Origin of the sequence: Epibacterium ulvae, from assembly GCF_018678075.1 — a bacterium.
In the GTDB taxonomy this organism is placed as follows: Bacteria; Pseudomonadota; Alphaproteobacteria; order Rhodobacterales; family Rhodobacteraceae; genus Epibacterium; species Epibacterium ulvae_A.
Window position 1 is genome coordinate 17,431 of sequence record NZ_JAHHIR010000047.1, and the last position, 24,586, is coordinate 42,016.

Annotated in this window: 25 protein-coding genes; 18 read left to right on the forward strand and 7 right to left on the reverse strand. The window is 58.7% G+C overall.

From position 1 onward, the window contains the following. Positions 1 to 131 precede the first annotated feature (131 nt). Positions 132 to 2,417: a glycosyl hydrolase family 28-related protein gene (locus KMP13_RS12710; protein WP_215266218.1), complete on the forward strand. Its 2,286-nt coding sequence runs from the start codon at positions 132 to 134 to the stop codon at positions 2,415 to 2,417. A gap of 3 nt (positions 2,418 to 2,420) precedes the next feature. Here KMP13_RS12710 and KMP13_RS12715 read toward each other — a convergent pair whose 3' ends face one another. After that, entirely contained in the window at positions 2,421 to 2,900 is a 480-nt protein-coding gene (locus tag KMP13_RS12715; protein ID WP_215266219.1) for a HugZ family protein, read from the reverse strand. 374 nt (positions 2,901 to 3,274) lie between these two features. Between KMP13_RS12715 and KMP13_RS12720 the strand changes: the two genes are divergently transcribed. Then, positions 3,275 to 3,853, forward strand: a complete 579-nt coding sequence (locus tag KMP13_RS12720) for a 2OG-Fe(II) oxygenase (RefSeq protein ID WP_215266220.1) — start codon at positions 3,275 to 3,277, stop codon at positions 3,851 to 3,853. A gap of 201 nt (positions 3,854 to 4,054) precedes the next feature. Continuing rightward, complete coding sequence (locus KMP13_RS12725; protein WP_215266221.1) at positions 4,055 to 4,375, forward strand: antibiotic biosynthesis monooxygenase family protein; 321 nt, start codon at positions 4,055 to 4,057, stop codon at positions 4,373 to 4,375. A 25-nt stretch (positions 4,376 to 4,400) separates the two neighbouring features. Here the strand turns inward: KMP13_RS12725 and KMP13_RS12730 are convergent, their stop codons facing one another. Together KMP13_RS12730 and KMP13_RS12735 are read right to left on the reverse strand one after the other, a co-directional pair. Beyond that, the gene (locus tag KMP13_RS12730; RefSeq protein ID WP_215266222.1) at positions 4,401 to 5,039 is read right to left on the reverse strand and encodes a hypothetical protein; all 639 of its coding nucleotides are present in this window, start codon (positions 5,037 to 5,039) and stop codon (positions 4,401 to 4,403) included. A gap of 114 nt (positions 5,040 to 5,153) precedes the next feature. Continuing rightward, the gene (locus KMP13_RS12735) at positions 5,154 to 5,465 is read right to left on the reverse strand and encodes a hypothetical protein (RefSeq protein ID WP_215266223.1); all 312 of its coding nucleotides are present in this window, start codon (positions 5,463 to 5,465) and stop codon (positions 5,154 to 5,156) included. A gap of 301 nt (positions 5,466 to 5,766) precedes the next feature. Here KMP13_RS12735 and KMP13_RS12740 point away from each other — a divergent pair, with 301 nt between their 5' ends. Continuing rightward, complete coding sequence (locus tag KMP13_RS12740) at positions 5,767 to 6,543, forward strand: hypothetical protein (protein ID WP_215266224.1); 777 nt, start codon at positions 5,767 to 5,769, stop codon at positions 6,541 to 6,543. Positions 6,544 to 6,588: 45 nt separating this feature from the next. Here the strand turns inward: KMP13_RS12740 and uvrB are convergent, their stop codons facing one another. Further along, complete coding sequence (uvrB, locus tag KMP13_RS12745; RefSeq protein WP_215266225.1) at positions 6,589 to 8,781, reverse strand: excinuclease ABC subunit UvrB; 2,193 nt, start codon at positions 8,779 to 8,781, stop codon at positions 6,589 to 6,591. 228 nt (positions 8,782 to 9,009) lie between these two features. Between uvrB and KMP13_RS12750 the strand changes: the two genes are divergently transcribed. The 4 genes from KMP13_RS12750 (at position 9,010) to KMP13_RS12765 (ending at position 11,765) form a co-directional block, all read left to right on the forward strand. Beyond that, positions 9,010 to 9,321, forward strand: a complete 312-nt coding sequence (locus KMP13_RS12750; protein WP_215266226.1) for an ETC complex I subunit — start codon at positions 9,010 to 9,012, stop codon at positions 9,319 to 9,321. Between the two features lie 249 nt (positions 9,322 to 9,570). Beyond that, on the forward strand, positions 9,571 to 10,068 hold the full coding sequence (locus KMP13_RS12755) for a twin-arginine translocation signal domain-containing protein (RefSeq protein ID WP_215266227.1): 498 nt from the start codon (positions 9,571 to 9,573) through the stop codon (positions 10,066 to 10,068). Further along, complete coding sequence (locus tag KMP13_RS12760; protein ID WP_251363838.1) at positions 10,065 to 10,688, forward strand: ferric reductase-like transmembrane domain-containing protein; 624 nt, start codon at positions 10,065 to 10,067, stop codon at positions 10,686 to 10,688. The genes KMP13_RS12755 and KMP13_RS12760 overlap by 4 nt, the downstream gene beginning before the upstream one ends. A 135-nt stretch (positions 10,689 to 10,823) precedes the next feature. Continuing rightward, positions 10,824 to 11,765, forward strand: a complete 942-nt coding sequence (locus tag KMP13_RS12765; protein WP_215266228.1) for an MYG1 family protein — start codon at positions 10,824 to 10,826, stop codon at positions 11,763 to 11,765. A 1-nt stretch (position 11,766) separates the two neighbouring features. On the opposite strand, the gene KMP13_RS12770 is transcribed toward KMP13_RS12765, so the two are convergent. Further along, the gene (locus KMP13_RS12770) at positions 11,767 to 12,306 is read right to left on the reverse strand and encodes a hypothetical protein (RefSeq protein WP_215266229.1); all 540 of its coding nucleotides are present in this window, start codon (positions 12,304 to 12,306) and stop codon (positions 11,767 to 11,769) included. A 187-nt stretch (positions 12,307 to 12,493) separates the two neighbouring features. Next, positions 12,494 to 13,870 (reverse strand): PLP-dependent aminotransferase family protein, encoded by a 1,377-nt coding sequence (locus tag KMP13_RS12775; protein WP_215266230.1) that lies wholly within the window; start codon positions 13,868 to 13,870, stop codon positions 12,494 to 12,496. A 270-nt stretch (positions 13,871 to 14,140) separates the two neighbouring features. Between KMP13_RS12775 and KMP13_RS12780 the strand changes: the two genes are divergently transcribed. From KMP13_RS12780 to KMP13_RS12815, 8 genes are all read left to right on the forward strand, one after another. Further along, on the forward strand, positions 14,141 to 14,623 hold the full coding sequence (locus KMP13_RS12780) for an MSMEG_0572/Sll0783 family nitrogen starvation response protein (RefSeq protein WP_215266231.1): 483 nt from the start codon (positions 14,141 to 14,143) through the stop codon (positions 14,621 to 14,623). A 132-nt stretch (positions 14,624 to 14,755) separates the two neighbouring features. Beyond that, entirely contained in the window at positions 14,756 to 15,742 is a 987-nt protein-coding gene (locus KMP13_RS12785; protein ID WP_215266232.1) for a Nit6803 family nitrilase, read from the forward strand. Then, entirely contained in the window at positions 15,735 to 16,865 is a 1,131-nt protein-coding gene (locus KMP13_RS12790) for an MSMEG_0568 family radical SAM protein (RefSeq protein WP_215266233.1), read from the forward strand. The genes KMP13_RS12785 and KMP13_RS12790 overlap by 8 nt, the downstream gene beginning before the upstream one ends. Further along, entirely contained in the window at positions 16,862 to 17,413 is a 552-nt protein-coding gene (locus KMP13_RS12795; protein ID WP_215266234.1) for an MSMEG_0567/Sll0786 family nitrogen starvation N-acetyltransferase, read from the forward strand. Before KMP13_RS12790 ends, KMP13_RS12795 begins: the two co-directional genes overlap by 4 nt. Continuing rightward, positions 17,413 to 18,396, forward strand: a complete 984-nt coding sequence (locus KMP13_RS12800; RefSeq protein WP_251363839.1) for a sll0787 family AIR synthase-like protein — start codon at positions 17,413 to 17,415, stop codon at positions 18,394 to 18,396. Before KMP13_RS12795 ends, KMP13_RS12800 begins: the two co-directional genes overlap by 1 nt. Beyond that, complete coding sequence (locus tag KMP13_RS12805) at positions 18,389 to 18,667, forward strand: MSMEG_0570 family nitrogen starvation response protein (RefSeq protein WP_215266235.1); 279 nt, start codon at positions 18,389 to 18,391, stop codon at positions 18,665 to 18,667. The genes KMP13_RS12800 and KMP13_RS12805 overlap by 8 nt, the downstream gene beginning before the upstream one ends. Positions 18,668 to 18,678: 11 nt before the next feature. Next, complete coding sequence (locus KMP13_RS12810) at positions 18,679 to 19,935, forward strand: MSMEG_0569 family flavin-dependent oxidoreductase (protein ID WP_215266236.1); 1,257 nt, start codon at positions 18,679 to 18,681, stop codon at positions 19,933 to 19,935. After that, positions 19,935 to 20,759: a Pnap_2097 family protein gene (locus KMP13_RS12815; RefSeq protein ID WP_215266237.1), complete on the forward strand. Its 825-nt coding sequence runs from the start codon at positions 19,935 to 19,937 to the stop codon at positions 20,757 to 20,759. Before KMP13_RS12810 ends, KMP13_RS12815 begins: the two co-directional genes overlap by 1 nt. Before the next feature lie 13 nt (positions 20,760 to 20,772). On the opposite strand, the gene KMP13_RS12820 is transcribed toward KMP13_RS12815, so the two are convergent. After that, complete coding sequence (locus KMP13_RS12820) at positions 20,773 to 21,006, reverse strand: hypothetical protein (RefSeq protein ID WP_215266238.1); 234 nt, start codon at positions 21,004 to 21,006, stop codon at positions 20,773 to 20,775. Positions 21,007 to 21,063: 57 nt separating this feature from the next. Between KMP13_RS12820 and KMP13_RS12825 the strand changes: the two genes are divergently transcribed. Together KMP13_RS12825 and KMP13_RS12830 are read left to right on the forward strand one after the other, a co-directional pair. Next, the gene (locus KMP13_RS12825) at positions 21,064 to 23,067 is read left to right on the forward strand and encodes an FAD-dependent oxidoreductase (protein WP_215266239.1); all 2,004 of its coding nucleotides are present in this window, start codon (positions 21,064 to 21,066) and stop codon (positions 23,065 to 23,067) included. A 10-nt stretch (positions 23,068 to 23,077) separates the two neighbouring features. After that, the gene (locus KMP13_RS12830; protein ID WP_215266240.1) at positions 23,078 to 24,568 is read left to right on the forward strand and encodes an ammonia-forming cytochrome c nitrite reductase subunit c552; all 1,491 of its coding nucleotides are present in this window, start codon (positions 23,078 to 23,080) and stop codon (positions 24,566 to 24,568) included. Positions 24,569 to 24,586: the final 18 nt, after the last annotated feature.

A 24,586-nucleotide genomic window follows, 5' to 3' on the forward strand; every position in this document is an offset into this window, starting at 1 on the left:
AGGCGATGGGCGGCTCCGAAGCGAAGCATCTGGGGTCAGGTGTTGCGGGGGCAGCGCGCGCCCCACATCGGCCTTGTTAAGGTGGCGGGAGTAATTTGCGGTCCGACCTCAGCGTGGAAAGGATGCCTCCGATGAACAAGGCCATTACAGATGATCTGCAACTGATGCCCTCTGCCTTTGTTGAGGGGTTGGATCAATGGTCCAGCGGCGATGGGCGGCCAGGATCTGACACTTATGACGGGGCGGCCAATGCGGCCTTGGTGGCGGCGGATGCGGATTTTGGCAGCTGTTTGGAAGTGCAGAAGATCACAAATACCCAGAAGCTGCGGTACATGGGGCAGACGCCGATCCTGCCGGGCTGTTATCTGCAGGTGCGTGCACGGGTGAAGGTTCTGAGCGGAGCATTGCCGTCGGCGCGGATCGCGGCCTGGGCCAGTTCGGGGGGCAATACCCATCTGGGCGGCGTGGTGGAGGTCGGCCCCAGCGTGGCTTTGGATCAATATGGCACCGTGTTTGAGGTCAGCGCCATTATTGGCAGTGGTCGACGCGGTGGCGTCGATATGCCGTGGGGGCGAAGTGCCCAATACGGCCATATCGGATTGGACCTGACGGGCGCCAATGGTGCGGTGGTGCGGATTGAGGATCTGGTGGTCGAAGATGTGACCGCCTTCTATCTGCGCGACATGCTGAGCCTGGTGGATGTGACCGATTTCGGCGCGGTGGGGGACAATTCCACCAACAATGCCGCCGCGTTTGAAGCGGCAGATCAGGCCGCAGATGGACGGCGTATTCTGGTGCCCGAAGGGCAGTTTTACATCGCAAGCACCGTGTCGCTGAACCACGACGTGGTGTTTGAGGGCACTTTGCGGATGCCGACAAGTGCGTTGCTGCTGCTGAGTAAATCCTTTGATCTGCCCAACTATGCGGCGGCCTTTGGCAGCGAGGAAGAGGGGTTCAAAAAGGCATTTCAAGCCCTGTTGAACAATGTGGATCACGACACGCTGGATCTGAAAGGGCGGATGATCAACGTGACTGGCCCAATAGATATGCAGGCGGCGGTGCCCAATCGCACCACCTTTTCCACCCGCCGCGTGATCCGCAATGGGCAGTTTTCGGCCGCCAGCAACAGCGCTTGGGATACAGAGACCGTCACGTCACAAGGGACCTATGCGCTGGGGGACAAGCGCAAACTGACCAATGTCAGCAATGCCGCCAATATCAAAGTCGGCGCCTTGGTCGAGGGCAACGGCGTCGGGCGCGAGATCTATGTCGCCGCCGTCAATGTGGGCGCGCGGGAAGTGACGTTGAATGAGCCGCTCTATGATGCGGTGGGCACCCAGAATTACACATTTCGTCATTTCAAATGTTTGCTCGACTTCTCGGGCTTTGACCTTTTGTCGAAATTCGCCATGCACCATGTGGATGTGCAATGTAATTCCCGGTGCAGCGCGATCCGGCTGCCGCAGACGGGTGCGACATTCTCGTTGGAACATTGCTTTTTGTCGCGCCCGATGGATCGCGGCATCACCTCGTTCAATACCGGCTGTCAGGGGCTGTTGCTGGACAACTGCCAATTCCTGTCGGCAGAAGAGGCGATGGAGGTGTCGGATCGCACATCGATTGCCTTTAATGTCAATGCAAATGACCCCAAGGTGCGCAATTGCAGGGCAACCAATTTCCGCCATTTCTGCGTCTTGGGCGGCGACAACAATATCATCACTGGCAACCATTTCTTCCAAGGGGACAATGTCGCCGATGGGGTGCGGTCGGCCGGGATCATCCTGACGTCCAACTATTGTTCTACAACGATATCAGACAATTACGTGGATAATTGCTCCATTGAATGGACCAATGAACGCGACGAGGAGCCGGATTTCGATGGTGGGTTTTCGTTTTCAGCGCTGTCGATTTGCGACAATGTCTTTCTGTCCGGAGATGTCGCGCCCTGGTTCAGCCCGATCGTGGTGAAACCCTATGGCACCGGGCATTTTCTTAATGGTTTAGTGGTGACCGGGAACAAGTTCCGCTCCACCAATGGTAAGATCGAGCGGGCCGAACGGGTGGATACCAGCTTTGCGGATCTGGATATGAACCGGGCTAATGACGTGTTCTTTGACGGCAATACCTATCACAACGTTGATGTCCACGCCGCCAACCCGCTGCGCCTGCGTCACAGCCAGGGATCAGCCACTCGGACCTGGTCGGTGGACACGGATGGCCAATTGCCGTTTGCGGGGGAGGCGCGCGGCGTTGACAGTATTGTGCCCCTGGGGGCGATTGAGACCTCGGGCGGCAGTGACCGCTTTGCCTTTCCTTATGTGGCGCTGCGCCAAGGCGGCGACCGCGATCAGGTGAACGTGGTCTGGCAGGAAAATGTGCGCGGCCAGATCATGATCCAGGTGCGCATGGATCAATAGCCGTCACAGTCCCAAATCGGAGGGCTGTAATTGATAGGCTTTGCCAAAACCGCCATTCAACGCGGCCTCCTGCACCGCAAACCGCACAAAGGTGAAATCCGCAAGGCTGAGATAGAGTTTGGCCTTGGGGGTCTGACTCAGATAATGCGCGGCGCGGGCGTCATGATCGGCGCCATCGCGGGGCATGATCTGGGCTGTGGCCATCAGGCTGAGACGAGGATGGGAGAGCGGGTCACCGCGTTCTCCTGGCTCTCCGAGCAACAGCGAACATTGCGGACGTGCGCGCAGCGCTTTGGTGTGGGCAGAGAGACCGGAAATCAGGCTGAGCGGGGTGCCATCCAGATCCAGACCAAAGGCAATCCGCGTAACCAGCGGCTGTTGATCCGTGATCATCACCCCAAGTGCGGCATGGCGACAACTGCGCAGAAAACCCACCGCCATCTCGCGGGCGTCGTCATCAGTGTCACGGATTGGATTGGTCATGGCAGGCGTCCTTTTGGTCCGCAGACTGACATGATGGCTTGGCGGAGCCAAGGTCACAATTCCGATTGCCGATATAGCGCGCTGCGCAGTTTTGATCGCTACGCTAGATAGGACGAGAGCCACGACAGGTCGGACGTGTTTGTAGCAAACGCGAGGGTCCGTAACGAGCCCGAAGCAGAAGGTTTCAAGGCAAGTGTCTTCGAGTGCTGAAGTCTTGATTTCGCCCGTATCATGAGCCACTAAGCATTCATGACGACACGATGCATATCATCTCGGTTGCCAAACCATTCAACACTCCTTCGGGCGTGGTATCGCTGAGCGCTTTGCACTCGGCCCATATACTCACGTATTGAAATGTTTGCTGGAGATGAAGCATGACTATTCCCTCGGTGCTTGAGCGCCTTGTTTTCGAAATTTCTGAATTCGCCGATAAAGATTTTTGTAATCGGGTTATTGATCGGGCAAACGCTATCGGTTTTGAACCTGCGACCATCACGTCCGAAAATGGAACTTTGGTTGCGCCAGAAATCCGAAACAACGACCGTGTAATTTTTGATGACGTTGCCTTTGCTGAAGAAGTGTGGCTTCGGGTGTCGTCTCACTTCCGGAAGCCGTTTAAGGGCCTGACAGCAACTGGCATAAATGAACGCTTTCGTGTTTACAGATACGTGGCAGGTCAGTTCTTTGATTGGCATCAGGACGGTGAATTTCAAAAAACCGATGGGTCTGTAAGCAAATTTACTATGATGATTTACCTGAACGATGTGGTGGACGGAGGCGGAACCTCTTTTGCAGATGTGTTTTCGCCGTATGTATTTACGGACTTCACAATCGAGCCAGCCGTGGGAAAAGCGCTAATGTTTCACCATCCACTTTCACACCGAGGCGATTCAATCAACAGCGGTGTAAAGTATATATTGCGCACCGATGTTATGTTTAGGGCCAAAATCTAACGACTGCTTCGCCCGCATAACCGACACTAGGTCTGAATGGTTCGACGTACCGGTCGCGTCTTCCCGACACGCCGCAGTTTTTTGCACCAGTCAGCCCCACATCAGACGCCAATTCTGCGCGACGTTCCACAGGAGCTGTTAAAAAAAAACGCTCGGCAAATGCGCGAAACGGCCTAAGCTGGAGGTCTAAGGGAGGAACCGATGCCAACGATCCAGACATCCAACGATATCCAGACCGTCATCACCACATTTGAAGTCACGCCGGGCACGTGCCAGGACCTGCTGGATGCGCTTGAGGAGGCGTTGAACGCCTTTATCTCGCACCAGCCGGGGTTTGTGGCGGCGGGCCTGCACGTCAATGACGCCCAGACCCGGATTGCCAATTACTCACAATGGGCGCGCCGTGAGGATTTTATGGCCATGTTGCGCACGCCCGAGATGCGTGAACGCACCCGGGCTTTTAATGCGTTGTGTCGCAGTTTTGAGCCGGTCATGTATGACGTCACCGCCACATTCGACTGACACATTTGACGTGCCCTGACGCCACTTAGATCGGGGTCCCAAACGGATCCCGGTTCCAAAGATAAAGCGTGGCCATGCGCAGGCCGGTCTGCAATGGTGCGGGCAGCAGCAACAGGGCAGAGCGCAGCAGAACCTTGTTCGAATTCACCGCCTCGGCGATCTGGCCCATATGGCGGACTTTATGTTCGGGTGCGCGCAGCAGGATGGTTTCCGCCTGTTCCATGGCGCGGATCGTTTCGCGTTTGATCTCGGGGATGGCTTCGGGTTTCACCGGGCGATAGGTCTGCACCAGGCGGCGGCGATTGGGCTGGGCGGGGTCGATGTTTTTGGTCACCGCCGCGTCAATGGCGTCCTCGATCAGCTCCATCGCCTCAGCAGCTTCGTCATAGGCGGAGTTGTTGCGGATCTTGCGGTTGGCTTCGCGGTAGACCAGCCGGTAACAGTCCCATTTATAGATCTTTTTCTCCCGCTCACAGCGATCATGTCCGCCGCGCAAGATCCGCACCACGTCGCGGGTGGTGCTGCGGTTCAGGTTGGTGTCATTGCCGCTGTCGTCGCTGCCCCCGCCGTAATCGGCCATCGCACCCGTCGTGCCGAGACACAGGATGAGGGATGCGGTCGCGGCAATCCGCGCCACGTTTGCCTGAGAAAACCATCTGCTCATTGATAAAACTCTCCTCGTTACCTCCGCGCAGCCTAACATGCGCCTCGGTGCCAGGGGAGAGTTTTGCGGCGAAATGATCACAGGATTTATGATGCATTCCACGCTTTGGCCGCGTCAGTCGGTCAAGCCCATGGGCGCCGCCATAAAGGTACGCAGATAGGCGCAGTTGGAACACATCAGCATTGCCGCCGGATAAGACGCACGACCGGGTTTCGAGCTGCCCGCCACATAAGAGCCGTTCTGGATCAGATAATCACCAATCGCCCAGGTGTTCTGGCCGCAGACAGGGCAATCGTGGCTGGTGCATTTCGAGGCCACCCAATCGCCGATTTTCTGCTTGTCTTCCGCCGTCAGGCGCCGCGCCTCGGGCTGTGCGGACTGCTGCCGCATGTGTTGCGGATTAAAGGGGCGCTGCATGTGCTGCATGAGATATTCCTGAATCTTCTGCCCCAATACCCGTGAGGCGATCGTCAAATCGGCTAGTCTGTGAGTCCATAAACTGGCAGTAAAAGGTTGCTGAAGTCTTGCTCGCGAGATCTCATTCGATGGGAAAATGTTTCCGTGTCGCCGATGCGGAGGGTGGGAATACGGTAATAGTTTAATCGCGCATTGGGTGTTTTTTGTGCAACGACGTTACTCTAGGTGATTTTTATTTTGATATTTCGAAATCTTATTTATTGTTAGTGTGGTGTATTTATGCATGTGAATCTAAAGTGGTGGTGTTGATATGAGATTTCCTTTATTTGCTGCTTTTGTGGCTTTTTCGACCTTTTCAGCCTGTTCTGACTTACGCAATGTCGCTAGCGCATATAGCTACCTTGAAGTGACAGGCACGCATCTTTCTTCAATTGAACTTCCTGGGCAGGTGTTTCTACTTGACGCCTCTGGGGAAAAGGCAGTTATCCAGGAGTTAGATGTCGAAATAGATTTTCCCGAACTTGAAGTTCAGAGCAATGGTGATGCTTCTTTGGCTTCTTCGAAGATTAGCGGGGCTTCAGCGGATCTAGTGAAAGTATCTGATGCCAATATCTCAGGCACTTTGGCATTTCAGGCTAAAGTTGACGCGGTAAATGTTCGCACTTCAAGGATTTTGGCTAGGAGGGCTTCTAGCCTCCTCGAGGGGGCGTATGAAGAAGAAGCGAACAAGGGGTTTTCGGTGGGTCAAGAGCCTTTGTTCGCGCGAAAAGTTGTAAACAACGAAAAAGTTTACTACGCATTCATTACTGGCCGTACCGAAGCGGACAAACTAAAAGTTACCTATGGAGCACCTGAAAAAAGCGGTAACGGAATAAATGTCCAGATTAATGATATTGAATTTTCGAACGTTAAGATTTCGAATGATAAATTTTGGGAGTGTAATAAAACAACATCAAGGGCAACTTGCGGTGTGGCGATAGAACTTCTAGATGCTAAGTGGGTTAATGCATCGGGCGTGACGAAGCTAGATATTTTTCCGGCTCCTAAGAATCCCAACTTAATTGCAAAGTTGTTCCGGGCGAAATGATCGATATACATAAAATGCTTGTCTCACGGACTGGGAAATTCTTGGTCACCGCCCCCGCCGCTTCACATTCCCGCCGCGCTGACCCGCACGGCCCGCCGTCGAACGACCGCGGGATTTCACCGCGCTTTCGGCTGCGGCGTCGATGGCGGATTGGCGCGCCAAGGGGTCGTCGGCGATGGCGAGATCCACCGCTTCCAGGCGTTTGACTTCATCGCGCAGGCGGGCGGCTTCCTCAAACTCCAAATTCTCAGCCGCTTTGCGCATCTCGTCTTTGAGGCCGGCCAGATGGGCCTCCAGGTTGGCGCCGTGCATCGGTTTGTCGATGGTGGCGGTGACGCGGTTCATGTCGGTGTCGCCGTTGTAGAGGCCGGCCAAGACGTCCTCGACGTTCTTTTTCACGGTCTCCGGCGTGATGTCGTGTTCGATGTTATAGGCGATCTGTTTCTCGCGGCGGCGGTCGGTCTCACCAATGGCGCGCTCCATCGAGCCGGTGGTTTTATCCGCATACATGATCACGCGGCCCTCGGCGTTTCGCGCGGCGCGGCCAATGGTTTGCACCAATGAGGTCTCGGACCGCAGGAAGCCTTCCTTATCCGCGTCCAAAATGGCGACCAGTCCGCATTCGGGGATGTCCAACCCCTCCCGCAACAGGTTGATCCCGACCAGTACGTCAAAGGTGCCAAGGCGCAGATCGCGCAGGATTTCAATACGTTCCAGTGTGTCGATGTCCGAGTGCATGTAGCGGATCTTGATCCCCTGTTCGTGCAGGTATTCGGTCAGATCTTCGGCCATGCGCTTGGTCAGGACCGTGGCGAGCGTGCGGAACCCCCGTGCAGTGACCTGGCGGATTTCGTCCAGCAAATCGTCGACTTGGGTGGCGACGGGGCGAATTTCGATCTGGGGGTCCAACAGGCCGGTGGGGCGGATCACCTGTTCCGCAAAGACGCCGCCGGCTTGTTCCAACTCCCAGCTTGAGGGCGTGGCGGAGACAAAGACGGATTGCGACCGCATGGCGTCCCATTCCTCGAACTTCAACGGCCTGTTGTCCATGCAGGACGGCAGACGGAACCCGTGTTCGGCCAGGGTCGATTTGCGACGAAAGTCACCCCGGTACATGCCGCCAATTTGTGGCACCGAAACGTGGCTTTCATCTGCGAATACAATGGCGTTATCGGGGATGAATTCAAACAGGGTGGGGGGCGGCTCACCGGGGGCGCGGCCGGTCAGATAGCGGGAGTAGTTCTCGATCCCGTTGCAGTGACCGGTGGCTTCTAACATTTCGATGTCAAAGTTGGTGCGCTGTTCCAGCCGCTGCGCTTCCAGCAGTTTGCCTTCACCGACCAGATGATCCAGCCGCTGTCGTAGCTCTTTCTTGATCGAGATAACAGCCTGATTAAGCGTGGGTTTTGGTGTCACATAGTGCGAGTTTGCATAGACGCGGATCTGGTCAAACGTGCCGGTACGCTCACCGGTCAGCGGATCAAATTCGGTGATGCTTTCCAGCTCTTCGCCAAAGAACGACAGCCGCCAGGCGCGGTCTTCCAAGTGGGCGGGGAAGATTTCCAGACTGTCGCCGCGCACCCGAAAGGAGCCACGTTGAAAGGCCTGATCGTTGCGTTTGTATTGCTGGGCCACCAGATCTGCCATGACCTGGCGTTGTTCATAATCCTCGCCAGTTTTCAGATCCTGGGTCATCGCGGAATAGGTCTCAACCGAGCCGATACCGTAGATGCAAGAGACCGAGGCGATGATGATCACATCGTCACGCTCCAACAGCGACCGGGTGGCCGAGTGGCGCATGCGGTCGATCTGTTCGTTGATCTGGCTTTCTTTCTCAATATAGGTGTCCGAGCGCGCCACATAGGCCTCGGGCTGGTAGTAGTCATAAAATGACACAAAATACTCAACCGAGTTTTCCGGAAAGAAACCTTTGAATTCCCCATAAAGCTGCGCCGCCAAGGTCTTGTTCGGGGCGAGGATAATGGCGGGGCGCTGGGTCTCTTCGATCAGCTTGGCCATGGTGAAGGTCTTACCGGTGCCGGTCGCACCCAGCAGAACCTGATTGCGCTCTCCGTCCAGAATGCCCTGGCTGAGTTCGGCAATTGCCGTGGGTTGGTCGCCTGCGGGGGCAAAGGTGGTGTGCATCTCGAATCGCTTGCCGCCTTCCAGCTTGGGGCGGCGCTCAGCTGCGCGATCCGCCATCATCGGCTGGGAATTGTCGGAATTTGCGTAAGGCATGAGCGACTCCTTTGGGGCCGGGCGGGGCATTTGCGGCGATTTTGATCCGTTTTTGTTCTTCTGCAAGGGGGATTTCAAGCGCCGAGACGGAATTGCGGCGGGATTGGGGGCGGATCGTGCGGATTTCCACGTGAAATCGGTGCAATGCGTGACAATTGGCATCTTGCGCCCAAGGGGTAGCCTGTCGCATATAGTCAGGAGCGAATTCTCAAGGCCAAGGAGACAGCCATGCGCGCGCGTATTTACCGTCCAGCGAGAAATGCCATGACCTCGGGCATGGCCAAGACCCGGACCTGGGTTCTGGAATACGTTCAAAGCAGCGCGCGTGAAGTGGACCCGTTGATGGGGTGGACCTCCTCGGATGACACTCAGGCGCAGGTGCGCCTGAAGTTCGCAACCAAGGAAGCCGCGCTGGATTACGCCGAGGCCAATGGTATCGACGCGCAGGTGGATGAGCCCAAGTCCCGCAAGACCAATATCCGCGCCGGTGGCTATGGCGACAATTTTGCGACCAACCGTCGTGCGGTTTGGACCCACTGATCCAGCCGGGCGCGCATATACGTCGCGCCCATGACAGATTGATGTAAGATCGCCCCATCGGTTAGCCCGCGTGGGGCTTTTTTGTTGGCAGGTGTTCGGCGGTCTTGTGCCGGTCCGGGGTCACGAAGCCGTGTGGACCCCATTCTGCCCCTCGCAACGCGTGCGCGCTGCCCTAAGATATTGCCAACGGCAGAGATCTTTGGCGGCATGTAGCGCCTGCGCAAAAACCGTGCGAGAAGGGAAACGGATATGGATTTCAAACATCAAAACCGCCGCAAATTTCTGGTGACGGGCAGCGCGGCTGGCGCGGGGCTGGTCGCCGGTGTCGCTGGTTTGGTGTCGCCTGCGCGTGCGGCAGGCCTTGCGCCGACGCCTTCGATGCGCGGCGGGTCCAACAACTATCGCCCCGGTGCGCCTCTTGTTGATAAAATTGGCGGTGGCGGGTTCTGGATGACTGGAACGGTACTGCGTGCTGGTGATGGGGCCCCACTAGAAGGCATCCGCATTCAGGTCTGGGCCCATACCACCGAAGGCCATGAACGTGACGTCCAAAGCCACGGTGCGACGCTGACACAGGCTGACGGAACCTTCCGTCTGGAGATGCCGCAGATCGTGCCGGCCTTTGGTCAACCGCATGGGCATTTGGCCTGTGACGTGGCAGAGTTCGAGACGGTGTTCATGCGTCCAGTGATGAAACGTGCGTCCGACACAACTTTGAACGCTGACTTCGTTCTGCAGCCGGCTTGACCGAACCTATGCGGCTGCGCGCTTTTCTGATTTGGGTCGGTCTTGTTTTCCTGATGGCGTTGCCGATGCTGGTTGCCACGCAAAGCCCGCTGTTGGCCTGGCGCGATGGGATCTATATCGCCGCCGGCTTTGCCGGAATTGTGGCGATGTCGCTGTTGCTGCTGCAACCATTGTTGATGAGCGGCGCCTTGCCGGGCCTGTCCTTGGCGGCGGGGCGGCGATCTCACCGTCTGGTGGGGTCTGTACTGGTGCTGTCGATCGTGGTGCATGTCGTGGGCCTGTGGTTGACCAGCCCGCCGGATGTTGTGGATGCGCTGTTGTACCGCTCGCCGATGCCGTTTTCGGTCTGGGGCGTGACGGCCATGTGGGCGTTGTTTGTCGCGGCCACGTTGGCGGTTCTGCGTAAACGTTTGCGGATACGGGTGCGCCTGTGGCGGCTAGTGCATTTGGGGCTCGGCGTGATTGTGATCCTGGGCAGCATCCTGCACGCGCTGTTGATCCAAGGCACGATGGAGGTGCTGACAAAATGGACGCTTTGCGGCGCGGTTGCGCTGGCTTTGATCAAGGTGTTGCTGGATCGACGCACCTTGTTGCGCCGTCATCACGTTGCCTCGCGCTGAGGGTGGCTGGCGTTGAACATCGCGCAGCTGCGCGGTAGAGGCGGCCTTAACTGTGATCCCAAGAGGGCCGTGCGTGGTCCTTTGTAATCTGATAGATCACGCCGACCCAAACATCCGCCCAAAGGTTTGCACCCCATGTCGATCTCTTTCCTTGTCACCCATTCCGGTGGTTTTCACGCCGATGAGGTCCTGTCCTCGGTCATCCTGACGCGTCTGTTTCCCGACGCCAAATTGGTGCGCAGCCGCGATGCGGAATGGATCACGCCGGGCGAAGATCGCATTATCTATGACGTAGGTCGCGAATTTGATGCTGCGCGCCAGATCTTTGACCACCACCAGAAACCGGTGCCATTGCGTCCCCAGGAAGATGACGCGGAAGAGGCGCAGCCCTATAGCTCCTTTGGTCTGATCTGGGCCCATTATGGCCACGACTACCTGCGGGCGCTGGACGTGGATCCGGCGCATCTGGAGGAGATCTTTGCCTCCTTTGATCGCGGTTTTGTGCTGCCGATCGATCTGATGGACAATGGGGTGATGAACCCGGGCCAAGCCGGGCCAATGCTCGCCGGTCTGACCTTGCCTGCGTTGATCGAAAGCCTGAAGCCGGTGTTTGATGACGCCTCTGAGGGGGCCGATGATCGTGCGTTCCAGGCGGCGCTGACGATGGCGCGCGGGCTGGTTGAGGCTTTGATCCGCCGCAAAGCCGCCAAACGCCGCGCCGAAGCCATGGTGACCGATGCGATCACCGCTGCGGGTGAGGGGCGCGTGTTGGAGCTGCCGATGGGCATGCCGTTCCGCTCAGCTGTGGATGCAACCGGTGCGGATCATCTGTGGTTTGTGGTGCATCCGCGGGGCACGGACTGGACGCTGACCACCATTCGTGTGGGCAGCGATACCTTTGAAAACCGCGCTGATCTGCCCGAAGCCTGGGCCGGTTTGACCGACGCCGCATTGGAAGAGGCCTCTGGCGTCAAGGGCGCGAAGTTCTGCCACAACGGCCGTTTCATCGCGGTTGCCGACAGCCGCGAAGCTGCGTTGAAAATGGCAGAGCTGGCCGTTGCAGAGGCGGAGGCCTAAGCTAGCCACTGGCGCGTTTGCACCGGTGGCGCATACATGAAAGCATCACCAGCCCAAGTAAGCTGAGAGCTGCCATACAGCTGAGGTAGAAGCTAGCAGTCTGGGCCATCAGAAAACTGTCTATGGCAACTGGATGGTCAATGTATCGGCGTGGGCTTGGCAAGATGGTCAATGCTAAAAACGAACCAATCGAGGTGGCTTGACCCAGGTGCAACAGCCAGAATGAGAGCTTGGTCAGCGACGGGAAATACATCGCGCCAAGTCGCTCCTGGAGCCAGATCACAGCCCCGCAGAAGACCATCACATTTACGATTTGCATAAGGGAGAGGCTATGGCCAAGGGAGTAAAGCGCGAAATTAGCACCGTGTTCAGGAAGGCCGAATGATAAGTCTGTCGGGAAGGCGTTGACCTTTATCCCAACCGCGAAGCAGCCGTATCCAACTGCAGCAGACATAAACAACATCGCAAGAGCAGGGTGCCGGAAGTGGGAAACCAAGGGCGGTGTAATCGTTACGAACAGAAACGTAAGTGTCAGAAGCATGCGAGCACCATTTGAGCCAATCTTTGTGACCTCGGTCTGAGGTTTGTGAGCGTTTAAATAGGCGGGGATACGTGCTTGATCGCGCGACTTTCGGGCCGAATTAAGGTGTTGTGATCAATAGGTCGTGAAAAGGATCCAAGAGCGTCACAAGGCCGAGGGTGGATTGCAGATTTAGCCGTTTCAACGTTTACCCGCCCGCGGGTGCTGAGAGTTGCCACAGTTGGTTGTTCAAATGGGTCAACGTCTCGCTAAGGCGCGCGCGGCCAATGCGGCCGCCCAGACAGACCCGCGCCATCTGCGATTGATCGCTGCCCACGGCGAAATTATCGCCGGGCACAATGCCGATTTCAAAATTGGACATCTGCGACATGAGCGCGGCGCAGGTCACCCCCGGCGGCAATTGCAACCAGACGTTAAAGGCGTTGTCTTGGGCGGTGTAATGCGCCTCGGTCAGGATGCCGGCGGCGATCTCCTGGCGGGCGGCGGTCTCGGACCGGATGAAACGGCGGATCTGGTCGGCGGTGCCATCCAGCACCCAGCGTGTGGTCAGCGCCATCGATAGGGGCGACGCCATCACCGCCACCGCGCGCAAGGCGTTCTCCAAGGCAAAACCCGCCCGCGCATTGGGCGCGACCGTATAGGCCAGCCGCAGACCTGCACCGATGCATTTGGCCAGCCCGCCGATATGCCAGGTCTGTTCGGGCGCGCTGGTCGCCAGCGGGGGCGGCGCGTCGGGCGGAATAAACCCATAGGCGTCATCCTCGATCAGCGGCAGGTTTTCATGCTGGATCAGACGCGCGATTTCCAGGCGGCGCGATTGCGGGATCGTGTGGGTGGTCGGATTGTGCAGGGTGGGGTTCAGATACAGCGCCTTGGGCTTGTGCTGCTTGATCAGCTCGGCCAGCGCGTCGGGCTGGATCCCGTCCTTGTCCCAGGGCACGCCGACCAGCGTCAGCCCCAGTTGGCGGGCGATCTTGCGAAACCCGGTATAGGTCACATCCTCACACAGGATGGTATCGCCGCGTTCGGCCAGCACCGACAGCAGTGCCAACATGGTGGCATGGGCGCCGGGGGTGACCATGATCCGGTTGAGGCTCGGCACCATGCCGCGCATCGACAACCAGATCGAGGCGGCCTCTTTGTCCTGTTCGCTGCCGGTGGGCGATTGGTAGCGCAGCAGGTGGATCAGATCATCCGACACCGCCGACAGGCCCGACCGCATCCGGTCCAAAAGTTCGGGATCGGTGGGTTCGGGGGGGGCATTCATGGTCAGATCAAACGCATTGGCGCGCCGGTCATCGCTGATATTGGTGACCACTTGCTGCGCCAACACAAAAGTGCCGCGCCCCACATGGGTTTCCACCAGCTTGCGTTTCAGCGCCTCGGAATAGCCACGCGACACGGTGGTGAAATCGACCCCCAATTGATCCGCCAATTTGCGTTGTGGCGGCAGGCGATCGCCGGGCAGCAGCACGCGGTCCTTTATGTCCTGTGCGATGCAATCGGCAATCGCCAGGTAGCGAGGATTGGAGGAATGTTCGATTCGACTGCGCCAGTTTTGCATGGACCCGGAGACTCGTATGGAAATTGATGGTTATTGTATGGATCATTTCCAGACAATTTATCGCAAGGGAATTTCCGCATATTTCACGATTTCAAACAAGTTTGGGCACTTTTTTAGCCGTTTGGACCTCCTTCGCGCCCAAGATATGAGCAAAGCATACAATCAATACAATTTTATTGATCGCAAAATTGTATGCAGTGATGGGCAGGGGCAGCGTCACCGGTCAGCAAAGAGGGGACATCAACGCGACGAACACAGGAGAGGACGCAGATGCCCGAAGTCACAACACCCGCCCACAAGGATGGCGACTATTTTGTAAACTACGAAGAGAAGGTTTTTGAGGACGTACAGGCCGACGAAGGTGAAAAAGCGCTGGTGACGTTTCACACCGTAGCCTTTGAAGGATCCATCGGTCTGGTCAACATTCTGCAAGCGATCCGCCTGCAGCGCAAAGGCTTTGAAACCTCGGTTCTGCTTTATGGTCCCGGCGTCTCCCTCGGCGTGCAACGCGGTTTCCCAACCCTGGGCGATGAAGCGTTTCCCGGCGCGCAGAACTACTCTGCCAACCTGATGAAGTTCATGAAAGAGGGCGGCAAAGTCTATGCCTGCCGTTTCGCGCTGCAAATGCTGATGGGTCATGGTGAACCGTCGCTGTTGCCGGGGATCACCCCGATCGCGCCTCAGGATGTGTTGGATATCGTTCTACTGCACCGCAAGGACAATGCCTTCATCCTGGACACCTGGACGGTCTGATCTGGTCGCGCGCACAAGACGCGGGAGGCAACGGCGTCTCCCGCACCCTGGCGCGCATTCCATCCGGGGCAACAGCGAGGTTGCCCCAATTTTACCTGATTGCCTTTTGATTTGTCCCAGCAGGATCACCCCATGTCCAACTCAACCGTCCGCGCCGCCGCCGTGCAAATCGCGCCCGATCTCACCAGCCGCCAGGGCACGTTGACCCGCGTGTTGAACGCCATTGCCGAGGCCGCCGGAAAAGGCGCCGATCTGATCGTCTTTCCCGAGACATTTGTACCCTGGTATCCCTATTTCTCATTCGTGCTGCCGCCGATGCAGCAGGGGGCCGAGCATCTGCGCTTGTACGAAGAGGCGATGACCGTGCCCTCTCCCGAAAGCGAAGCGGTGGCCAAAGCGGCCAAGACCCATGGGGTGGTGATCGTTCTGGGCATCAACGAGCGCGACCACGGCTCGCTGTTTAACACGCAGCTGATTTACGACGCGGACGGGACGCTGGCGCTGAAAAGGCGCAAGATCACCCCGACCTATCATGAACGCATGATCTGGGGGCAGGGCGATGGTTCCGGCCTCAAAGTGGTCGACACCAAAGTGGGCCGCATGGGCGCGTTGGCCTGTTGGGAGCATTACAACCCGCTGGCACGCTATGCGCTGATGACCCAGCACGAGGAAATCCACGCCGCACAATTCCCCGGCAGTCTGGTCGGGCCGATCTTTGGCGAACAGATCGAAGTCACCATGCGCCACCACGCTTTGGAATCCGCCTGTTTTGTGGTCAATGCCACCGGCTGGCTGACCGAGGAGCAGATCGCCAGCATTCATGATGATCCCAAGCTGCAAAAGGGTCTGCGCGATGGCTGCATGACCTGCATTATCTCTCCCGAAGGCCGCCATGTGGTGCCGCCTCTGACCGAAGGCGAAGGCATTCTGATTGCCGATCTCGATATGCGTTTGGTCACCAAACGCAAGCGGATGATGGACAGCGTCGGCCATTATGCGCGCCCCGAATTGCTGCATCTGGTGCATGACGCGCGACCTGCGCGCCCTGTGCACCGGATCGAAGACGACAGTGAATTTGCCCAAACCCTTTCCCCTGAATTGGAGGCTGAAAATGTCTGATGCTGAGTTGATCAACGAATTGCAGACCCGTGGCATGCGTCTGGTGGACCCCAGCGCCGGTCACGAAAGCCGCCGTGGCGGGGCAGGGCCGACGGATCACAAGGCGGTCACAATTGGCGATCAGACGGTGATGGTGCCGGTTCATACCGCGCCGGCCTTTGACAGCCCCTATGTTGTGACCCCGGATGGCTGTGAGGGCACGGCCGAGGTCACCAAACTGGGTGCCGCCGCGCCCGAGAAGCTGGCCAAAATCTCATTCCCGGCGCGGCCCAAATTCTATGATCTGAAAACCGCCGAAGGGGTGCCCTATAATCACATCGCAGTGCTGCACGCGCGTGATGTGCTGGCAACCACGGTGCTGCAGACCTGCATTCGCTATGAAAGCCGCAAGAAAACCTGTCAGTTCTGCTCCATCGGGCAATCGCTGGCGGCGGGGCGCACCATTGCCCACAAAACACCCGAACAACTGGCCGAAGTGGCCAAGGCCGCGGTTGAGCTGGACGGGATCAAGCACATGGTGCTGACCACCGGCACCCCGGCAGGTAAGGATCGCGGCGCGGCGGTATTGGCCGACAGTGCACGCGCGATCAAGGCGGCGGTGGATCTGCCCATTCAAGCGCAATGTGAGCCGCCCGAGGACGATGCCTGGCATCAGAAAATGTATGACGCAGGCGTCGACGCGCTGGGCATGCATCTGGAAGCGGTCACGCCCGAGGTGCGCGAACGTATCATGCCGGGCAAGGCGCAAGTGAGCCTTGAGAAGTATTTTTCCAGCTTTGAAGCGGCGGTAAAGGTCTTTGGCCGTGGTCAGGTTTCAACCTATATTCTGGCAGGTCTTGGCGACACGGCCGAGGCGATCTTGGAAACCTCCCAAAAGCTATGTGACATTGGGGTCTACCCGTTTGTGGTGCCTTTTGTGCCGGTCTCGGGCACGCCGCTCGAAAGCCACCCGGCGCCAAGTTCTGAATTCATGGCCTCGGTCCTGCGGCCCCTGTCGCAGATGATTTTGCGCGCGGGCATGGCCGCGGATCAGATCAAGGCAGGTTGCGGCAAATGCGGTGCGTGTTCGGCGCTGTCGACCTATGAAAAATTGGGTCTCAAAACGCTGGAGGCCGCATCATGAGCTTTCAGAACCAATCGGTCTTTGTCTCGCCCGACTTCTTTATCCGCGCGGCAACCTTGGCCTGGGAACAGGCCGGGGCTGAGGCGCTGCGCCATCAGGTCTTTGTCCGCGAACAGGGGATTTTTCAGAACCACGACCGCGATGCAATCGATGAATTTGCGATGCCGTTGGTGGCAATCTCGACCTATGCATCCGAGGCGGATCAAGTGGTCGGCACCGTGCGCATTCACGAGGATGCTCCGGGTCTGTGGCGGGGATCGCGTCTCGCCGTGGCCCCCAGCCATCGCCGCATTGGCAGCTTGGGGGCTGAGCTGATCCGGCTCGCGGTGTCGACCGCCAACGGGCGCGGATGCGACCGCTTTTTGGCCCATGTGCAGGTGCAAAATGTGCCCCTGTTCAAACGCCTGCATTGGACCCCGATCCAAGAGGTCGACCTGCACGGTGTGCCCCATATGGAGATGTCGGCGGACCTGAACGCCTATCCCCCGATCAAAGATCCGGCTTGCGGTTGGAAAACACTGGGGCGCAGACGGCGGAGACGGGTGTGATGCAGCAGGACGCACAGCTTTCACAGATGGTGCGCGACCTGCGGGCGCACCCTTCGATCCGGGGCAAATTGGACATTGCGGATGCCACCGCGGCACTGGGTCTGACCGGCGACAGCGCGGGCCAGCCGGGTGATGATGCGGCGGTGCTGCCGAATGGTGCGGGCTTTGATCTGTTTGCCGGTGAAGGTTTCATCAATGCCTTTGTCGAGGCCGATCCCTGGTTTGCGGGTTGGTGCGGGGTGATGGTCAATATCTCTGATATTCTGGCGATGGGCGGACGCCCCCGCGCGGTGACCAATGCGCTCTGGGCGCCAAGTGCCGAGGCCGCGCAGCCGGTTCTGGCGGGCATGAAGGCAGCCGCCAGCGCCTATAACGTGCCGATTGTCGGCGGGCACAGCAATCTGCGCACCGATCAGCTGCAACTGGCGGTGTCGATCATTGGCCATGCCAAGGCGCTGATCTCCAGCTTTGCAGCACGCCCCGGTGACGTGGTGATTGCGGCGGTGGACCACAGCGGCAGCTACCGCGAGCCGTTCGACAATTGGAACGCGGCGCTGACCTCGACCCCGGAAAAGTTGCGCAAGAACTTGAACCTGTTGCCCGATCTCGCCGAAGCTGGACTGGTGCGCGCAGGCAAAGACATCAGCCAAGGCGGCATCATAGGCACCGCTTTGATGCTGGCAGAGACATCCGGCGTGGCGATTGACCTGCAATGTGAGGCGATCCCGCTGCCAAATGGTGTCGCGCTGGACCGTTGGCTGCGCTCCTTCCCGAGCTTTGGCTTTTTGCTGTCTGTCGCCCCGGACAAGGCCGACGCGGTCTGTGACGCCTTCCATGCCAGCGGTATCACGGCGGCGGTTTGTGGTGATGTGACGGCGGGCAGCGCTGTGACCCTCAGCCAGCGCGGCAAACGGGCGTTGTTCTGGGACCATGCCAAGACCCCCTTTATCGATCTGAAAACACGAGAGGCCCAGCATGCCTGAGATGCGATTTACCGTTCGGTGGCCCGATGGTCAGGAGGAGATCTGTTACTCCCCATCTAGTGTGGTGACCGAGTTTCTAGCGCCCGCCACCACCTATACCCTGGGGGATTTTGTGATCCGCTCCCGTCTGGCGCTGGACAAGGCAAGTGGCCGGGTGGCGGCGATTTATGGCTACCGCTGTAGTCGGGCGGAAGCGCAGCTCGACCGGATCGAGGCGCGCGCCAAAGAGTTTGAAGACAGTGCCGAAGTGCAGTGTCTGCGTATTGGATAAGGATTTCCTTCATGAGTGAGCGTGAGCACAAAACCGTTGTCATCGTTGGCGGCGGTCAGGCCGGGCTGTCGACCAGCTATTATCTGACCGGTGAGGGCATCGACCATGTGGTGCTGGAACGCCATGGCAAGTTTCATTCCTGGCGCGAGAACCGCTGGGACACCTTTTGTCTGGTAACCCCCAACTGGCAATGCCGCCTGCCGGATTTCCCCTATCAGGGCAGCGACCCGGATGGGTTTATGGTCAAGGAAGAGATCACCGACTACCTCGATGCCTTTGCCGCCAAGTTCAATCCGCCGCTGGTGGAACACTGCGCTGTGACCCGGATCACGCGGACCGAGGACGGCTCCTATCTGGTGGACACTAGCCAAGGCAATTACAGCGCTGATCAGGTGGTGATTGCCACTGGGGGTTATGACAACCCCATCGTGCCGCCCTATGCCGGTGATCTGGATCCATCGATCCTGCAGATGCATTCGGTGGACTACCGCCGCCCGGCGCAGATGCCGGAAGGCAAGACCTTGGTTGTCGGCACTGGCCAGTCCGGCGTGCAGCTGATGGAGGATCTGCATCTGGAAGGGCGCGAGGTTGCGCTTGCGGTTGGACCCGCGCCACGCTCCCCCCGTCAGTACCGCGGCCGCGACGCTACCGATTGGCTCTATGAGATGGGGCATTACCATATCACCATCGACCGCCACCCAGACCCGGTGCATGCGGTGACCAAGACCAACCACTATATGACCGGGCGCGACGGCGGGCATGAGATCGACCTGCGCCAATTCGCGCGTGAGGGCGTCGGGCTTTATGGATCGGTATCCGGCATGTCTGGCCAGACCATTCAATTCCTGCCGGATCTGGCGCAAAACCTGGATGATGCGGATGCCAGCTATGTCGGGATTTGCAAAGCGATCGACACCTATATCACCAAAGAGGGGATCAACGCCCCCGAAGCGAAGCCATTTGAAAAGGTCTGGCACCCCGAGGTTGAGGTGACCGAAATCAACTGCGCTGACGAGGGCATCACATCCGTCCTGTGGGCGATTGGCTTTCGCCCCAACTATGGCTGGATCGAGGTTGACGTCTTTGATGAGCGTGGGCGTCCGAAATACACGCGCGGTGTCTGCGATGTGCCGGGTTTCTATTTCATCGGGCTTGGCTGGCTTAACACTTGGGGGTCGGGGCGGTTCCTTGGGATTAACGAGGATTCCCGTTACCTCGCCGATGCGATTGCCCAATATGCCAAAACGCCGGTGCTGGAAGCCACGTGATGACGCTGCATACACGCGAGCCGCTGGCGGCGATCCACCTGGAGGCCGAGGTGGCCTTGGGCATGGCGCAGCTGTCGCTGCGGGGCCTGTCCGAGGATTGGTGGCTGAAACATCTGGGCGATGTGCATTGGCAGATGATTGCCCGTGCGATGGGACAAGACGAGCCGGTGTTTCGCGATGCGCAGGGGCGGCTGATCTATGCCGCCTTTTGCGCCACCCATTTCGAACAGCCCCGTCCCGATGCAGTGCCGCTGGGGGGGCGGGCACACGTGCGATCCTCCCTGTGGCAGGCGGGGCGCAGCCGGTTGCAATCCAATCACGAGGTCTTTTGCGGCGAGAGGCTGGTCCTGCGCCTGCGGATGGTGTCGACCTTTGTGACCCATGGGGAGGCCGGGGTGAATAAATCGGTGTTCCGGGTGCCGCCTGCGATTATACCGGTCCTGCCTGCCGCGCCGGATGATTTTGCCGAAGAGGCCGCGCAAAAGGCCCGCCAATTGCGTGCGATCCATCGCGAGCAGGGTCTGAATGGGCAAAATCTCGCACACCATATGCCGCTGCCGGACCTGGATTTCAACGCGGTAGGCCTGCTGTATTTCCCCAGCTTCACCCGGATCGCAGCAGAGGCCGAGGCGGCGCACGGCCAAAGATTGGGACCAGTGCGGTCACGGCTGATGCTCTACTTCGGAAATGTGGAAATCGGTGAGGGTATTCGGTCCGCGGTGCGGTCTGAGACCTGCAAAACGACCGCCAATCTGGCCCTCCTGAACACCGGCGGTGGGCTGCTTGCGACCTGTGATTCTCAACGTCACGAGCAAAAGGGATAGGAAAAATAGGCTTTTATTTTTTTGCCCTTTTGCTCATTTTCTGCGGTGCGGCTATGCAAACGGCGAAAAAGCCGCCCATTTGTTGAGCTTTTGTTAAAAAACTTTCCGTGAGCCGGGCCGGGGATTTGCACCGCAGCGCTCCAAGGTGATGAGCTTTTGGCAACACAATCGTGGACAATGGCGTCCATGGATCAATTTGGTACCGCCAAAGTTTGGCAGGCACCCAGTTTCGAGCAATGTCGCTCATCGCTTAGGGCATCCCATCAATTTGGGGTGCGTGACCCTTTGACAGGTGGGAAATACGTTGCAACCGGAAGCTCAGCTTACTTCGCCAGGACCGGATCTTTCAGGCCCCGAGACACCAACAGCCCAGAAGGTTGTGGTGATCGGTGGCGGTCCTGTCGGCATTCGTGCCGCACAAGAGCTGGTGCAACGTGGACAACAGGTCACAGTTCTAAGCGGTGAGGCCGTCACTCCCTATAATCGCGTGCGTCTGACGCCGCTGTTGTCGGGTGATGTGCAATTTGGCGACATCATTCTGCCGGATCTTGAGAACCTGGGCGAGGGGTTTACCCTGGTCGAAGGCATGCGCGTGGTGGCGATCGACCGTGATGCGCAACAGGTTGTGACCGCAGATGGCGGCACATGGCCCTTTGATAAATTGGTGGTGGCGACCGGCTCCAACGCCTTTGTGCCGCGTATTCCGGGTGTCGAACTGCCAGGCGTGTTTACGTTCCGCACGGCGGATGACGCTGCGGCCCTGCTGGCGCGGTCCTTGTCGGCGCGCAAAGTGGCGGTCATCGGCGGCGGTCTTTTGGGGTTGGAAGCGGCCAAGGGGATGCGTGCGCGTGGCTGTGAGGTCACGGTGATCGAACACGAAGCTCGCCTGATGCCGCGCCAGTTGGACAGCGGTGGCGGCGCACGGCTTGCCTTGCAGATCGAAGACATCGGCGTTGCGGTGCGCACCGGGATCGCGGTGAAAACCATTGATGGAGAGTTCCGCGTCGCGGGGCTGACCCTGTCCGATGGCAGCACAATCTCCTGCGACACGGTGATCGTCTGCACCGGCGTGCGCGCCAATATCACACTGGCGCAAGAGGCCAAACTGGCCTTTGGCCGCGGTGTGGTTGTCAACGACCAGATGCAGACCAGCGATCCCGATATCTTTGCCGTCGGGGAATGCTGCGAGCATCAGGGGCAGATGTATGGTCTGGTGGGACCGGGCTATGCCCAGGCCGAGGTCGCCGCAGCCGAGATAGCCGGAGAGGGCACGCGCTTTGTCGGCCAGACCCCGGCAACCAAGCTCAAAGTCATTGGCGCAGACGTGTTTTCTGCCGGAGCGGTCGAACAGCTTGATGCCTCCGCCGCAATCAAGAGCCACGTCTGGGAAGACAATCTGGGCTATCGCCGGATCTTTCTGGATCGGGGCAAGCTGGTGGGGGCCATTGCCGTTGGCCCCTGTCCGCAAGCAAGCCGCCTGCAGGACGGGGTTGAACAACAGATCACGGTCTACCCTTGGATGCTGCATCGGTTCCGCAAGACCGGCCAGCTGTGGTTGGAAGGCGAACAGGCCGTAGATGCGATGCCGGACACGGCGACTGTGTGCAATTGCACCGGCGTGACCTGTGGCGCGATCCGCAAAGCGATCAACAATGGCTGCGGCACAGTGGATGAGGTCAGCTTTGAAACCGGGGCCAGCACCGTATGCGGCACCTGCCGTCCGCTGGTCGAGGATCTGATCGATGTGGGCGGCAAACCGCAGCCGATGCCTTTGTGGAAGCCGGTTCTGGGGTTTTCCTGCGTGGCGGCTCTTGGCGCGTTGTATCCGCTGTTGGCCGGACATGTTCCGCTGCCGACCAGCTATGACGCGGACAGCCTGCGGGTCTGGTTGTGGCGTGACAATATCGTCAAACAATGGAGCGGGTTTATCCTGCTGGGGCTGTTTGTCTCGGCCATGGTGATCGGTCTGCGCAAACGGATCCGCTGGACAGATCGCTTGGGCAGTTTTGATGCCTGGCGGCTGGTGCATCTGGGGATCGGCATTGCCGCGATCATCGGCTTTGTCGCCCATACCGGGTTCCGGCTGGGCAGTAATCTAAACATGGCGCTGGGGCTTGGCTTTATTCTGACCGCGGCCTTTGGGGCGATTGCCGGTCTGACCACTGGCGGCGATCACGAGCTGCGCGCGCGCCGCATTGGCAACAGCCGCAACCCTCCGCGTAAACTGCCCACTTGGGTTCATATCCTCACTATCTGGCCTTTGCCTGTGCTGATTTTGCTGCACGTGCTGGCCTCTTACGCGTTTTGAGGGTGGGCGGATGAAGACCAAATTCCTTTGGATGGCCTGGGGAATTGGCACCTTTGCGCTGGCAGGGGTTGGGCTTGCACGCATCTATGTGACTGGCGACCGGACCGATCTGTTGCCCGGACAGACCGCAGGTGTGCACCACCAGATCGAGCTGGCCTGTGAGACCTGCCACACGTCCAAACCCTTTGCCGGACAAAAGAAAATCCGCAAGGACATCAACAAGACCTGTGTGAATTGCCACAAGGATGAGCTGAAGGCCTCGGACGACAGCCACCCGATAAAAAAGTTCAAACCACCCCGTATGGCGGCCTATTGGGATGAGATCGACGCGCGGTTCTGCACCTCGTGTCACAGCGAACACCGGCCCGAGATTACATCAGCAGGTCTGGTAACCCAGCCGGGCGATTTCTGCGTCGCCTGTCACAGCGAAGGCGACCAAGACGTGCGGGTCAACCGCGAAAGCCATGAAGGTTTGGGCTTTGAAACCTGTGCAACGGCCGGCTGCCATAATTTCCACGACAACCGCGCGCTGTACGAAGATTTCCTGGTGAAACATTCGGATCAACCCTGGTTGCAGGAAGATCCTACCCATTCGATAGAGGCCGCTGCACGCGAGAAACCCCGTCCCGAGATCGCAGATATCGAAGCCTATCTGGCCGAAGTCTCGGCCCCTGTCTCGGCGCGTGATCAAGGGGTCGAAGCCCATTGGGCGGGATCTGCCCATGCGTTGGCGGATGTGAATTGCGCCAGCTGCCACGCGCCCAAGGCTGAGACCGAAGAAGAGGTTACCGCCCAGTGGATCGAACACCCCGAAGAGAAAGTCTGCGCCAGTTGCCACAAGGATGAGGCCAAGACCTTTGCGCTGGGGCGTCACGGCATGCGCCGCCACCCCGAAGTGTCCAATCCGCGCCCTGCCAAACGGATGCTGAAACGTCTGGGCTGGTCCGATCCGTCAGATGGCGCGATTGCATTCCTTGAGGCCTATTTGGTTGACCCAACCCCGGCCCCGTTGATGAGCACCGCTGAGGCCCGCGTGCCATTGCTGCCGGATGCCCACGGCGAAGAGCTGACCTGTTCCACCTGTCACGACCCGCATGAACAGGATCTGCAATTTGCAGCCGTGGGCGCTTGCCTGTCGTGTCACGCGGATGAGCACAGTCAGAATTTCACCCAAAGCCCCCACTTTGCCCTGTGGCAAAGGGAGCTGGCAGGAGACCTGCCGCCGGGATCCGGCGTGACCTGCGCGACCTGCCATATGCCCAAAACCGAGAGACGCGGTGTAATCACCACCAATCACAACCAGAACGACACCCTGCGTCCAAACGAGAAAATGATCCGCCCGACCTGTCTGGAATGCCACAGTCTGGAATTTGCCATCGATGCTTTGGCGGATCCGGAGCTGGTGAACCGCAACTTTACGGGCCAGCCAAATCGCCACATCGAGAGCCTCGATTGGGCGTTGAAACGCGTGACCCAGCCGACCGAAGGCGCCAACCAATGACCGGCTGGTCACGCACCC

Excerpts from the sequence above, each read along its gene's own strand:
- KMP13_RS12720 (WP_215266220.1), top strand. The coding sequence starts at position 3,275 with ATGACTATTCCCTCGGTGCTTGAGCGCCTTGTTTTCGAAATTTCTGAA.
- KMP13_RS12810 (WP_215266236.1), top strand. The coding sequence starts at position 18,679 with ATGAGTGAGCGTGAGCACAAAACCGTTGTCATCGTTGGCGGCGGTCAG.
- KMP13_RS12790 (WP_215266233.1), top strand. The coding sequence starts at position 15,735 with ATGTCTGATGCTGAGTTGATCAACGAATTGCAGACCCGTGGCATGCGT.
- uvrB (WP_215266225.1), bottom strand. The coding sequence starts at position 8,781 with ATGCCTTACGCAAATTCCGACAATTCCCAGCCGATGATGGCGGATCGC.
- KMP13_RS12755 (WP_215266227.1), top strand. The coding sequence starts at position 9,571 with ATGGATTTCAAACATCAAAACCGCCGCAAATTTCTGGTGACGGGCAGC.
- KMP13_RS12805 (WP_215266235.1), top strand. The coding sequence starts at position 18,389 with ATGCCTGAGATGCGATTTACCGTTCGGTGGCCCGATGGTCAGGAGGAG.
- KMP13_RS12800 (WP_251363839.1), top strand. The coding sequence starts at position 17,413 with ATGCAGCAGGACGCACAGCTTTCACAGATGGTGCGCGACCTGCGGGCG.
- KMP13_RS12735 (WP_215266223.1), bottom strand. The coding sequence starts at position 5,465 with ATGCAGCACATGCAGCGCCCCTTTAATCCGCAACACATGCGGCAGCAG.
- KMP13_RS12820 (WP_215266238.1), bottom strand. The coding sequence starts at position 21,006 with ATGAGCGACATTGCTCGAAACTGGGTGCCTGCCAAACTTTGGCGGTAC.
- KMP13_RS12780 (WP_215266231.1), top strand. The coding sequence starts at position 14,141 with ATGCCCGAAGTCACAACACCCGCCCACAAGGATGGCGACTATTTTGTA.
- KMP13_RS12775 (WP_215266230.1), bottom strand. The coding sequence starts at position 13,870 with ATGCAAAACTGGCGCAGTCGAATCGAACATTCCTCCAATCCTCGCTAC.
- KMP13_RS12730 (WP_215266222.1), bottom strand. The coding sequence starts at position 5,039 with ATGAGCAGATGGTTTTCTCAGGCAAACGTGGCGCGGATTGCCGCGACC.
- KMP13_RS12830 (WP_215266240.1), top strand. The coding sequence starts at position 23,078 with ATGAAGACCAAATTCCTTTGGATGGCCTGGGGAATTGGCACCTTTGCG.
- KMP13_RS12765 (WP_215266228.1), top strand. The coding sequence starts at position 10,824 with ATGTCGATCTCTTTCCTTGTCACCCATTCCGGTGGTTTTCACGCCGAT.
- KMP13_RS12770 (WP_215266229.1), bottom strand. The coding sequence starts at position 12,306 with ATGCTTCTGACACTTACGTTTCTGTTCGTAACGATTACACCGCCCTTG.
- KMP13_RS12750 (WP_215266226.1), top strand. The coding sequence starts at position 9,010 with ATGCGCGCGCGTATTTACCGTCCAGCGAGAAATGCCATGACCTCGGGC.
- KMP13_RS12725 (WP_215266221.1), top strand. The coding sequence starts at position 4,055 with ATGCCAACGATCCAGACATCCAACGATATCCAGACCGTCATCACCACA.
- KMP13_RS12815 (WP_215266237.1), top strand. The coding sequence starts at position 19,935 with ATGACGCTGCATACACGCGAGCCGCTGGCGGCGATCCACCTGGAGGCC.
- KMP13_RS12785 (WP_215266232.1), top strand. The coding sequence starts at position 14,756 with ATGTCCAACTCAACCGTCCGCGCCGCCGCCGTGCAAATCGCGCCCGAT.
- KMP13_RS12710 (WP_215266218.1), top strand. The coding sequence starts at position 132 with ATGAACAAGGCCATTACAGATGATCTGCAACTGATGCCCTCTGCCTTT.
- KMP13_RS12715 (WP_215266219.1), bottom strand. The coding sequence starts at position 2,900 with ATGACCAATCCAATCCGTGACACTGATGACGACGCCCGCGAGATGGCG.
- KMP13_RS12740 (WP_215266224.1), top strand. The coding sequence starts at position 5,767 with ATGAGATTTCCTTTATTTGCTGCTTTTGTGGCTTTTTCGACCTTTTCA.
- KMP13_RS12795 (WP_215266234.1), top strand. The coding sequence starts at position 16,862 with ATGAGCTTTCAGAACCAATCGGTCTTTGTCTCGCCCGACTTCTTTATC.